Here is a 13,362-nt window from a genome sequence, read left to right as displayed (position 1 = left end):
CGATTGAACCCTATTCAGTATACGACTGAATGGCATTCAATATACGACTGAATTAGGTTCAGTATACTGCTATTTCTTGCATCTGTATTATTTGTAAGGAATGCAGATTGCTGTTCCGTACCTTATTGCAGTTCACAATCGTCCGGATTTTCTTAAATTCCGCCAACGGGTTATAAAAGATTTTTATAATGAATCGTTTATCATACATATTTCTGCCTTTGACTGCCATCGGAATGTCCGCTTGCAGTTCCGGCAAAGAGGAAGTGAAACGTCCGAATATCATCTTTATGATGACGGACGACCATACTACGCAAGCTATGTCATGTTACGGTGGACGTTTCCTTCAGACTCCCAACATGGATAGGATTGCCAATGAAGGTGTTCGTATGGACAATTGTTATGCGGTCAATGCTTTATCCGGCCCGTCAAGAGCTTGTATCCTGACGGGCAAATTCAGCCACATCAATGGATTCACAGACAATGCCAGCACTTTCGATGGTAACCAACAGACCTTCCCTAAATTGTTGCAGGCCGCCGGTTACCAGACTTCAATTGTCGGCAAATGGCATCTGATTACCGAGCCTCAGGGATTTGACTATTGGTGTATCCTGACCGGACAACATGAACAGGGGGATTATTACAATCCCGATTTCAACGAGAACGGAAAGCAGATTGTAGAGCAGGGCTATACAACTGACGTTATTACAGACAAGGCTATCGAATATCTGGAACACAGAGACAAAAGCAAGCCTTTCTGCATGATGTATCACCAGAAAGCCCCTCACCGTAACTGGATGCCCGCTCCTCGTCATTTGGGAATGTTCAACAATACCGTGTTTCCCGAACCTGCCACGCTTTTCGATACATACGAAGGCAGAGGCTCTGCTGCTATAGAACAGGATATGTCCATCGAGCATACATTGACCAATGACTGGGATCTGAAACTACTGACCCGTGAAGAAATGCTGAAAGATACGACCAATCGCCTCTATCAAGTCTACAAGCGTATGCCGGCTGATGTACAAGATAAGTGGGATTCGGTATACGCCCAGCGTATTTCAGAATACCGTAGCGGCAACTTAAGAGGGAAAGAACTGATCAGTTGGAAGTACCAGCAATATATGCGCGATTACTTGGCAACTATTGTAGCTGTGGACGAAAATATAGGAAGGTTGCTCGGCTATCTGGAGAAAAACGGTGAATTGGACAATACAATCATAATCTATACTTCGGACCAGGGTTTCTTTCTGGGCGAACATGGCTGGTTCGACAAGCGCTTTATGTATGAAGAATGCCAGCGCATGCCATTGGTTATCCGTTATCCGAAGGCCATCAAGGCGGGGAGTGTATCGAGCGCTATTGCCATGAATGTGGATTTTGCTCCTACCCTGCTGGATTTTGCCGGAGTAGATATACCAGCAGATATTCAGGGACAGTCTCTCAGGACCATTCTGGAGAATGGGGGGAAAACACCGGCTGACTGGAGAAAAGCCGCCTATTATCACTATTATGAGTATCCGGCAGAGCACTCGGTTAAAAGGCATTACGGCATTCGTACCGCTGACTTCAAGCTGATTCACTTCTATAACGATGTGGACGAATGGGAAATGTATGACTTGAAGAATGACCCGAGTGAACTGAACAGTGTGTTTGGTAAACCGGAGTATGCCGACAAACAAGCGGAACTCATTTCATTGCTGAAAAAGATTCAAAAACAGTATAAGGATGATGACCCCGATGAAAAGGTCAAAGAGTTATTCAAAGGTGACAGACGATTGATGAAAAACAGATAATCTAAATTTAAATTATGGACAGAAGAAATTTTTTAAAGCATACCGGTTGGTCTTTTATCGGGCTGGCCGCTTCCGGTAGCCTATTGTCTGCATGTCAGCAAGGAACTGCCGCAGGAAAGAAAGTCATGCCCTCTGCCAGTAATCTGAAATATTTCTGGGGAGACTTGCATAATCATTGTAACATAACCTACGGTCATGGCGACATGCGTTCTGCGTTCGAGGCCGCCAAAGAACAACTGGATTTTGTATCTGTCACTCCTCATGCCATGTGGCCGGATATTCCCGGTGCCGATGATCCCCGTCTGAAGTGGGTGATTGATTATCATACGGGTGCCTTCAAGCGTTTGCGGGAGGGAGGTTATGAGAAATATGTCACCATGACCAATGAATACAATAAGGAAGGAGAATTCCTGACTTTTGTTGGTTATGAGGCGCACAGTATGGAACATGGTGACCATGTGGCTCTGAATTATGATTTGGACGCACCGCTGGTGGAATGTACTTCCATTGAAGACTGGAAACGGAAAGCTCGCGGACATAAGGTATTCATAACTCCGCATCACATGGGATATCAGACTGGCTATCGCGGATACAACTGGAACTTCTTTACGGAAGGAGACCAGACCCCGTTTGTAGAGATGTATTCGCGCCATGGACTGGCAGAAAGCGATCAGGGAGATTACAGTTATCTGCATGACATGGGTCCTCGCCAATGGGAAGGTACTATTCAATGCGGATTGGAGCAAGGTAAAAAATTCGGTATTATGGGTTCGACCGACCAACATGCAGGTTATCCGGGAAGTTACGGTGACGGTCGCATAGGTATCCTTGCGGAATCATTGAGCCGTGATAAAATCTGGGATGCCATGAAGAACCGTCATGTATGCTGTGCCACCGGTGATAAAATCAATATAGATTTTCGTTTGAATGATGCGTTCCCGGGCGATGTCGTACGGGGAAACAGTCGCCGCATTTATCTGAATGTGGAGGGAGGTAGCTGTATTGATTATATTGACATCGTTAAGAACAGAAAGTGTATTGCTCGTTTAAGCGGTCCGTTGTTGCCCGAGATGCCGGAAGGAGATATGGTACGCTGCAAGGTAAAAGTTGATTTCGGTTGGAACCGCGAAGAGCAGTATGTGCATTGGCAAGGAAAGCTGTCCATAAATAAAGGAACTATCAATGCTGTGGAACCTTGCTTCCGTGGCGCCGCTTTCACTTCTCCGCAACCGGGAGAATCTGAGTTTGAGACAAAAGTTAACCGTATTGTGTCTGTTACAAGTAAGGATGCAGAGTTGGATATGTACAGTTCCAAAAACCCCAATACCACGACTCCTGCCACGCAAGCTGTCATTCTGGATGTGACTATGCCTAAAGATGGCGTGATTACAGCCGAATTCAATGGCAAGAAATTTGAGCATTCGTTGGGTGAACTTTTGGAAGGTTCCCGTTCACATTTCATGATAGGGTGGCTCAGTGAGGCTATTCTCTTCAACCGTGCAATGCCGGAAAGTTGCTTTACGGTTGAGCATTATATGGAGGATACCCAACCCGAAAGAGATACGGACTATTACTATGTCAGGGTTCGCCAGCGTGACCAGCAATGGGCATGGAGTTCTCCTATATGGGTAGAAAGAACATAATGTTTCCTTATTTGATATAATAAACTATGGAATATGCAATTGGCATTGATTTAGGTGGTACATCTATAAAATATGCTTTGGTGGATAAAGCGGGTAATTCTTTCTTTGAGGGAAAATTACCCTCTTTTGCTTCTGTTTCAGCTGCAAAAGTAATAGAGCAGTTGATAAAAGCTGTCATGTTGTTAAAAGATGAAGCTGCCAAACAAAACTGGACAGTATTGGGCATTGGGCTTGGTACACCCGGAATTGTAGATGAGACGAACCGTATCGTATTGGGAGGTGCAGAAAATATTATCGGTTGGGAAAACATAGATGTGGCTTCTCTTTTGGAAGAACAGATGAAACTACCGGTAGTCGTTGGAAATGACGCCAACCTGATGGGGTTGGGGGAAGCGAAATATGGTGCAGGGAGGGGGTGTACCCACGTGGTGTTTCTGACAGTGGGAACCGGCATCGGTGGAGCCGTCATCATTGATGGCAAATTATTCAACGGCTATGCCAATCGGGGTACGGAGCTGGGACACGTGCCATTGATTGCTAACGGTGAACGTTGTGCCTGCGGAGCGATCGGCTGCCTGGAGCATTATGCCTCGACTTCTGCTTTGGTAAGGCATTTCAGCACGTTGGCTAAAGAGCGGAATCTGAGTTTTGATATGGAAATAAACGGAGAACTAATAGTCCGCCTGTATCATGAAAATTTTCCGATGGCTGTTGAATGCATGAGTGAACACTTTTACTATTTGGGAAGAGGAATTGCCGGATTTGTCAATATATTCAGCCCTCAACGGATTGTATTGGGAGGAGGGGTTACAGAATCCGGTATTTTCTATTTAGAGAAAATAAGGGAAGTGGTTCGAGAGCATGTTATAGCCGATTGTGCCTTAAATACAGAAATTGTAGCCGCATCATTGGGTAATAAAGCCGGATTTATCGGAGCGGCATCATTAATCTTAAAATGAACGATATATCATGAAAAGTAACAAGAAATGGAGTATGCTGACATTAATCATGATGTTTTGGTTTACTATTTCATTCATTACGAATATTCTCGGGCCGTTAATCCCCGACATTATCCATAACTTTGAACTGAAGGATCTGGCAATGGCAGGGTTTATTCCGACCTCTTTTTTCTTGGCCTATGCCATCATGTCGATACCGGCAGGTATATTAATAGATAAATATGGAGAAAAGCCGGTGCTATTTACCGGCTTCCTAATGCCATTTATAGGTACTACCTTGTTTGCATGTTTCCCTTTTTACCTGATACTGCTTCTGTCTTCTTTCATCATTGGTTTGGGAATGGCCATGTTGCAAACTGTAATCAACCCTTTGCAACGTGTTGTCGGCGGAGAGGAGAATTATGCGTTTATAGCAGAGTTGGCACAGTTTGTATTCGGAGTAGCCTCTTTTATCAGTCCCTTGGTTTACACTTGGCTGATACATGCACTGGAACCGGAAGTTTATCAGCAGGGACAGAACTTTTTGCTGGATATTCTGGCAAAAGTTACTCCGGTTACTCTTCCCTGGGTTTCTCTGTATTGGGTATTTACAGCACTGTTGTTGGCTATGCTGCTCGTTGTGTCATTCGTTCATTTTCCGCGCATTGAATTGAAAGATGATGAACGCAGTGGTTCCTCCTCTTCCTATAAAAAATTGTTCCGTCAAAAATACGTATGGCTTTTCTTTTTGGGAATCTTCTGTTATGTCAGTACAGAACAGGGTGTCTCTATTTTTATGAGTACCTTCTTGGAACAGTATCATGGCATTGATCCAAGAACTGTCGGTGCACAAAGTATCAGTTATTTCTGGGGTTCGATGACCGTCGGTTGCCTATTTGGTATGTTCTTGCTGAAGCTGATAGACAGTAAACGTCTCCTACAAATATCAGGACTGCTTTCCATGAGTTTACTCTTGATCGCATTGTTCGGTTCTGCAAAAGTTGCGGTATGTGCATTTCCGGCAATCGGTTTCTGCATTTCAATGATGTACTCCATCGTATTCTCACTGGCTCTGAACACAGTAGCCCAGAATCACGGTTCTTTTGCCGGTATTCTTTGCTCCGGAATTGTGGGAGGCGCAGGAGGTCCGCTGTTTGTCAGTCTGCTATCCGATACCACTTCATTACGCATAGGAATGCTCCTTATCTTGGTTTTCATGGGATATATTACGTTTATCGGTTTTTGGGCACATCCACTGGTCAACAATAAGACAGTCAGCCTGAAAGAACTGGTTGGTTTCAAAAACAAAAATAAAATACTGAAATGAGAAAGATATTATTAGGCTTACCCGCCTTTTGCCTATTGATGGCATGTGGCAGTTCCGAGCAATCTGCTGTCATAACAGTTTCCGACGAGACATTGATGCACGAAGTTCGTGCAACTCCCTCTCCTGCGAATGGTGCTTGCGTTAAGATGAATCCGCCGCGCTTTATGTGGCCGGATAAATTCCCGCATTTAGGTCCGGTATTGGATGGAGTTCCGGGACAAGTGGATGAAAAACCGAAAGTAGTCTATCGGATTCGTATTTCTCAGGACAAGAACTTTCAAAAGGAAGTGTTGATTGGGGAACGCGCCTGGGCTTTTTTCAATCCTTTCCAGTGCCTGGCTCAGGGAAAATGGTACTGGCAATATGCTTACGTCACTCCTGGAGGTAAAGAAGAATGGTCACCGGTTTATCAATTCCATATAGGTAAAGATACACCGGAATTTAATCCGCCCACATTGGAGAAAGTCTTGGCAAAATATACGTCTCACCACCCACGCGTATTATTGGATGCGGATGATTGGGAGGAAATTATAACGAAGAATAAAAATAATCCGGAAGCTCAGGCCTATATGGACAAAGCTTCCCGGTGCATTTCTCATCCGTTGAAGCATCTTCAGGAAGAGATAGATACAACAAATGTAGTTACATTAACCAATGTAGTACAGCGTGAGTCAGCCCTTATCCGCGAGAGCCGTAAGATTGTGGATAGAGAAGAAGCCAATGTGGAAGCATTGGTACGCGCCTATCTGCTGACGAAAGACAAGAAGTATTATCGTGAAGGCATCAACCGGTTGAGTGAAATCCTTTCCTGGCAAACAAGCAAATACTTTGCAGGTGACTTCAATCTATCCACTTTGCTCTCTATGAGCACATCGGCGTACGACGGGTTCTACAACCTGTTGTCTCCGTCAGAAAAACAGTTATTATTAGATAATATCCGGAATATCGGGAATAAATTCTATAATGAATACGTTAATCATCTGGAGAACCGTATTGCAGACAATCATGTATGGCAAATGACTTTCCGCATTCTTACAATGGCGGCCTTTGCCACAGTTGGTGAGATTCCGGAAGCATCCGTGTGGGCAGATTATTGCTATAATGAATGGATCTCCCGTCTTCCGGGACTGAATAAGGATGGTGCTTGGCATAATGGAGATTCATATTTTCATGTAAATATACGCACACTGATAGAGGTACCGGCCTTTTTCTCCCGTATATCCGGTTTCAATTTCTTTGCCGATCCGTGGTATAACAACAATGCTTTATATGTCATTTACCAGCAACCTCCCTTTTCCAAATCCGGAGGACATGGCAATTCGCATGAGGGACAGCGCACTCCGAATGGAGGTCGCGTAGGATATGCAGATGCGCTGGCACGCGAATGTAACAATCCGTGGGCGGCAGCTTATGTACACGAAATTATGCAGGAAGACCCTGATATTCTGTCGAAAGCTTTTGAAGCCAAACCGGCGGACTTGACCTGGTATCGTTGTACGACAAAAAAGGAGAGGCCTGCTTATAGTAGCAAGCTGTTGGAGCTGCCTCAGTCCAAAGTTTTCAGCCAGACAGGCACTGCACTGATGAACACAGACATAGGACATCACACCAACAATGCCATGCTCTCTTTCCGTAGCAGCCCCTATGGTGCCACTTCCCATGCTTTAGCTAATCAAAACGCCTTCAATACTTTCTTTGGTGGAAAGGCAATTTTCTATAGCAGTGGACATCGTACCGGCTTTACAGATGACCATTGCATGTATGCTTATCGGAATACTCGCGCCCATAATTCCATATTGGTGAATGGTATGGGACAAAAGATTGGAACGGAAGGTTATGGATGGATTCCTCGCTATTATGAAGGAGAAGAAATCTCCTACGTTGTAGGTGATGCTTCTAACGCTTATGGAAAAGTGGTTTCTCCGTTGTGGCTGGAACGTGGGCGCTTGTCTGGTACTCAGTATACACCGGAGAAAGGTTGGGATGAGAATAAACTGGATTTTTTTCGAAGACATATTGTTCAGCTGGGACGTTCGGGTTTGTTCGTTGTTTATGACGAACTGGTTGGTAAAGAACCGGTAGAATGGAATTATCTGCTGCATACGGTAGAACTGCCCATGGAAGTCGCTGAAGAGAAAGACGGATTGCGCATCTTAGGAAAGAACAAGGCAGACGGAGTATCTATAGCTCATCTGTTCTCCTCACAGAAAATGACTTATGCGCAAACAGACACCTTTTTTGTGGCTGCTGTTGATTGGAAAAAACGACTTGGCAAAACTCTCTCCAATCATTATCATTTTACAGCAACGACAGCTTCTTGCAGCAAAATCTGTTTTCTCAATGTGATTGATGTACATGGAAACAACCGTGCCGATGCTGTAATTAATCGTGAAAGGAACCGCATAACAGTAGAAGAATGGGTTATCGAATGTAATCTGGAAGGTGAAGGTAATGCGTTCTTGTATATAGAGAATAAACAGAACGGTGTTTCGCTGGACTTCAATTATGACTCAAACAAAGGTGCTACGACCATCATAGATCGGGTAGACGGAAAGAAAGTAGAAAAAAGGCTGGTTGATGCCTTACCGGAACTTGAAATATGATATCACTTTAAAACAAAATTGAATTATTGAAATAATATGGTAAAAGAAAATTCAATGAAGTATTTGGCTTGTTTTTCGTTGTTATGCTCTTCTATGGCTTCTGCCATCGAACGTCCTAACATCATCTACATCTTCACCGATCAGCAAACGGCCAGCGCCATGAGCTGTGCCGGAAATCCGGATCTGCACACTCCCAACCTTGACCGTTTGGCAGCGGCCGGTATACTATTTAATAACGCTTATTGTACAGCTCCACTCAGTGGCCCCTCACGTGGAGCTATGTTTACAGGGTACTATCCGGATGCAGTAGGGCTGTCTGTCAACGGATCACCGATGCCCGACTCTCTTAAGGCACAAACACTGGGCACTTTAATAAAGAATGCCGGTTATGATTGTGCCTATGGCGGTAAATGGCATCTTCCTTTACTCGAAGTTCCAGACAAAGAATATGGCTTCGACAATATATATAAACATAGTGATGATGGGCTGGCAGAAGCTTGTGCCGAATATCTCTCGCGCAAACATAAAAAGCCGTTTTTTTTGGTGGCTTCCTATGACAACCCACATAATATCTGCGAATATGCACGTCGTCAGAACTTCCCTTATGGAAATATTGATATACCTGATATACGGGATTGTCCGGGATTGCCTGCCAATTTTGCCAAAAACCCGTATGATGCTGACGTCATTGAAAGTGAAAGAATCAATAACTACAATGTATATCCAACCGCTGGTTTTACCCCCGAAGACTGGCGTATGTACCGATATACTTATTATCGCTTGGTAGAAAAAGTAGATAGAGAAATAGGAAAGATTATTGATGCCATCGATCGGAATAATCTTTGGGAAAATACAGTGGTAATCTTTTCCAGCGATCACGGCGATGGTATAGGTGCCCATCGTTGGAACCAGAAGTCTGCTTTATATGAGGAGATTATCAATATCCCTCTTATTGTAACGCTGCCAGGCAAGAAGAATGCAGGCAAAGTGTTACCCCAGCTTATTAGTAACGGTGTAGATTTCTTTGCCTCCGTGTGTGACTGGGCAGGTGCCAAAATGCCGAAGGGAGCAGCAGGAAAGTCTTTCCGGAAAATTGCAGAGGAAGGAAATCCGCAAGCTTTACATCAAGAATATATCATCACCGAAACACGGTTTGACGGTAGCAAGACGAGGGGCTGGGTAGTACGTAGCGAACGTTATAAATATGTGCTTTACGATAAAGGAAGATATCGCGAACAGCTGTTTGATATGCAAAATGACAGAGGGGAAATGAGAAACCTGATAATGGAAAACTCATATGGCCAGAAACTGCAAGAATTACGCGATATTCTTGAGAAATGGATGAGCATCTATAACGTACGTCCAAGTCGCCCGAAACTGCATGATGTCCCTGGGAAAACACTTAAAAATGTTCATAAGTAACGTTTGTCTGATGGCTTAATCACAAGGAGGAGTCGAAATGACCAATCAGTTTTATGCCTAGCTGGCATTGTTTAGGTCTCGTGTTTCTCATTCTGATATGAAGCTTGATTAAGAGATCTTTTCAGTGAAAGGTACCGGGCCCTATCAATCTCAACTTGGCAAATGTAACCCTTCGCTTGGCCATGCTGAAGTTTACAATTATGCTTCAAGTTTTAGAATTGAATATCATCGCTTGTATTGAATAGGTGTTAAGTAACTTCTGTTTATAGAATTTTCAAAGCCACCAGGCTCGAAGGCCGTTTCGGTACACAAAAACAGTATTACTCACTATCGAAAATTAAAGTACGGAACAGGAAAACAGAAATCCTATAGAGGAAGTTGTTAGGCTTCTTCCAAACGGATAAGATTTTAGCTCAGAGAGAGAAAATACAATAAAATGGCATATGAGATGGTAGGAGCAAATCATCTGCATATGCCATCTTACTTTTTTATGACATTTACTGAATATCCCTAATTAAGGGGCTATCTATTTTCGAATAGCCCCTTAATTAGGGATATTATTATAGTAAAATCCTTTTATTCTGAAACTTCATTAAGTTCACTGCTCTTTTTGCCTTTTATCAGTATGTAAGCGATAGGAGATGCAACGAACAGAGAAGACATTGTTCCGAATACAACACCCAGAATCATAGCGAATGCGAAGCTGCGGATGGAATCACCGCCGAGGATGAAGATACACAGCAACACAATCAAGGTACTTAGTGAAGTATTGATAGTACGTGCCAAAGTTGTATTCAGTGAGTCATTGAACAATTGGAACTTGTCGCGCTTCGGATAGAGACCGAAGAATTCACGTACACGGTCGAAGATTACCACCTTGTCATTGATAGAGTAACCGATAGCTGTCAGGATGGCACCGATAAAGGTCTGGTCGATTTCCAGAGAGAACGGCATCCAGCCCCAACAGATAGAGTAGGCACCCAGGATGATGATGGTATCACAAGCCAATGCGGCTACTGAACCGATACTGTATGCAATATTGCGGAAACGAATCAATATATAGACACCGATGGCAATCAATGCAAGCACAACAGACCAGATAGCGGAGACCTTGATGTCGTCTGCGATACTCGGACCTACCTTCTGAGAACTGATGATACTGCCGCCCGTATGGTTTTCGCGGTCAATGAAGGTTTCCAACGTAATGTTTTGAGTCAATACAGGTTTCAGGGTTTCATACAGGTATGCTTCGATCTCAGAGTCGATATTGTTACCTTCTTCTTCAATGCGGTAGTTCGTGCTGATACGTACAGTCTTGCCGTCTGTACCGATAGCGATAACGCTGACATTGGCATCGCCGAACTTGCTGGAGATAAGTTCACGAATCTGTTCCGGTTCCACTTTGTTCTCAAACTGTACCTTGAAGTTACGTCCACCGGTGAAGTCGATGCTCTGGCTCAGTCCACGGGTAGCGAGGAAAGCGATGCATACAACTACGGCAGCTCCGGTGATGGTCAACCACAGCTTGTTTCTGCCCATGAAGTCGAAGTGTACGTTCGCCATTAGGTTCTTGGAAATCTTGGAAGAGAATGTCAGGTTCAGCAATTTGTCTTTGCCCATGAAATAATCATAGAACAGACGTGTCATGAACACGGCAGTAAAGAACGAAATCAAGATACCGATAATCAGTGTAGTGGCAAAACCGCGGATAGGACCTGTACCGAAGTTGAACAGGATGATACCGGTGATGATAGACGTCAAGTTGGAGTCGAAGATAGCAGAGAAGGCGTTGGAGTAACCGTCAGCCAATGCTTTCTTCACACCCTTGCCTGCACGGAGTTCTTCTTTGGTACGCTCGTAAATCAATACGTTGGCATCCACAGCCATACCCAGCGCCAACACCATACCGGCAATACCGGACATCGTCAATGCTGCCTGGAAAGAAGAAAGGATACCCAACGTGAAGAACAAGTTCAGCACCAAAGCACCATTGGCAACCATACCCGGAATGAATCCGTACATAGAGCACATGTAAACCATCAGCAGAATCAATGCTACGATGAATGACATGATACCGGCATTGATGGAAGCTTGTCCCAGTGAAGGACCTACGATATCTTCTTGTACGATGTGCGCAGGAGCTGGCATCTTACCTGATCTTAACACGTTTGCCAAGTCTTTTGCTTGTTCCGGAGTAAAGTGACCGGTAATCTGTGAGTTACCACCAGTGATTTCATTGTTTACGTTCGGTGCGGAGTAAACGTAACCGTCCAGCACGATAGCGATGCTCTTGCCGATATTCTGCTTGGTGAGCTGAGCCCAACGGCGTGCACCGTCAGTGTTCATGGACATACTTACGGCAGGTTTACCGTAATGGTCGTATTCGTCTTTGGCGCTAACCACTACATCACCTTCCAGAGGCGCCTTGCCGTTACGTTCTGTAGAACGGATGGCATAAAGTTCGAAAGTCTGAGCTTTCGGATCATATTCATAAGGAGATACTCCCCATTTCAGACGCAAGTCTTTCGGCATTTCGGCCTGAACTTCCGGCATGGAAAGGTATCTGTTGATTTCAGCTGTATCCTTGTAGTTGGCATAGGCTACAACAGGACCTTGTCCGCTGGGGTTGACTTGCAAGATTGCGAACAGCGGGTGTTCTTTCTTTATTTGTGCAAGGTCAGCGGTTTGTGTCTTGTTTTCACCCTTTAAAGCAGCGGCAAGACTGTCGGCTGTGCTGGTAGCTTGGGCTACGGCAGGAGCTTCGGTAGCTGCGCTGTCTGCCTCTTCTGCCGGAGTTTCGCTTGCAACGATGGCACGCAACTTGGTGTCGGCAGCTTGCAGATAGGGAGTAACGTCTTTTGCTGTGTATGTTTCCCAGAATTCCAGATTGGCAGAACCTTGTAATAATTTTCTTACACGTTCAGGCTCTTTGATACCCGGAAGTTCTACCATGATACGGCCCATTTTGTCTTCCAAACTCTGGATATTGGGCTGAACTACACCGAAACGGTCGATACGGGTACGAAGTACATTGTAGGAGTTGTCAACAGCTGCCTTTACTTCTTCGCGCAATACTTTCTCAACTTCCGCGTCGGTAGATTTCTGAGTTACCTTGTCTTTTAATTGTTGGGTTGCGAACAGCTGTGACAGCGGAGCACCCGGAGCAAGCTTGTGATACTCTCTGACGAATAGGGTGATCACGTCATCCTGGCTTGTGGTAGCTTGCTTGGCGGCAGTGGCCAATGCTTGGTTGAATGCTTCGTCAGTCTTGTTGTCAGCCAATACTTTGATGACATCGGGTACGGAAACTTCAAGGATGACGTTCATACCACCCTTCAAGTCCAAACCTAAACTGATTTCCATCTCACGACATTGTTTCAGCGTCCAATTGCCGAAATACACTTTCTCATTAGCCAGAGAATCGAGGTAGTCCTGCTCTACTTTCACATCGCCTTTTGCAAACTCTTTGGCCTTACTTGTGTAATGGCGAGTTACAAAAGAGAAGGAGAGATAGAACACACACACCAGTGTGAGCAATATCGCAAAAACCCTTACAAATCCTTTGTTTTGCATGTTACTTTTAGTTTATTATGATTACTTTTTAATTAAATTCTGTTGCATACAAGGCTGCAAATA

General features: G+C 44.4%; 7 protein-coding genes. 6 read left to right on the top strand and 1 reads right to left on the bottom strand.

The window, feature by feature from the left end:
- Positions 1 to 188 precede the first annotated feature (188 nt).
- From DWZ03_RS01785 to DWZ03_RS01760, 6 genes are read left to right on the top strand one after another with little or no spacing between them, the layout of a single operon-like run.
- Positions 189 to 1,793: a sulfatase gene (locus DWZ03_RS01785; protein ID WP_057088683.1), complete on the top strand. Its 1,605-nt coding sequence runs from the start codon at positions 189 to 191 to the stop codon at positions 1,791 to 1,793.
- Between the two features lie 14 nt (positions 1,794 to 1,807).
- Positions 1,808 to 3,436 (top strand): Tat pathway signal sequence, encoded by a 1,629-nt coding sequence (locus tag DWZ03_RS01780; protein ID WP_165859843.1) that lies wholly within the window; start codon positions 1,808 to 1,810, stop codon positions 3,434 to 3,436.
- Between the two features lie 26 nt (positions 3,437 to 3,462).
- On the top strand, positions 3,463 to 4,395 hold the full coding sequence (locus DWZ03_RS01775; protein ID WP_016272388.1) for an ROK family protein: 933 nt from the start codon (positions 3,463 to 3,465) through the stop codon (positions 4,393 to 4,395).
- 10 nt (positions 4,396 to 4,405) lie between these two features.
- Positions 4,406 to 5,701 (top strand): sugar MFS transporter, encoded by a 1,296-nt coding sequence (locus DWZ03_RS01770; RefSeq protein ID WP_057088681.1) that lies wholly within the window; start codon positions 4,406 to 4,408, stop codon positions 5,699 to 5,701.
- On the top strand, positions 5,698 to 8,304 hold the full coding sequence (locus DWZ03_RS01765) for a DUF4962 domain-containing protein (protein ID WP_016272390.1): 2,607 nt from the start codon (positions 5,698 to 5,700) through the stop codon (positions 8,302 to 8,304). The genes DWZ03_RS01770 and DWZ03_RS01765 overlap by 4 nt, the downstream gene beginning before the upstream one ends.
- Before the next feature lie 54 nt (positions 8,305 to 8,358).
- Entirely contained in the window at positions 8,359 to 9,726 is a 1,368-nt protein-coding gene (locus DWZ03_RS01760) for a sulfatase (RefSeq protein WP_238615503.1), read from the top strand.
- A 576-nt stretch (positions 9,727 to 10,302) separates the two neighbouring features.
- Here the strand turns inward: DWZ03_RS01760 and secDF are convergent.
- On the bottom strand, positions 10,303 to 13,299 hold the full coding sequence (gene secDF, locus DWZ03_RS01755; protein WP_120128584.1) for a protein translocase subunit SecDF: 2,997 nt from the start codon (positions 13,297 to 13,299) through the stop codon (positions 10,303 to 10,305).
- Positions 13,300 to 13,362: the final 63 nt, after the last annotated feature.

The organism is Bacteroides sp. AF29-11, from assembly GCF_003602895.1.
In the GTDB taxonomy this organism is placed as follows: domain Bacteria; phylum Bacteroidota; class Bacteroidia; order Bacteroidales; family Bacteroidaceae; genus Bacteroides; species Bacteroides uniformis.
The sequence above is the reverse complement of the archived record's forward strand: the minus strand, read 5'-3'. Positions and strand labels throughout refer to the sequence as shown.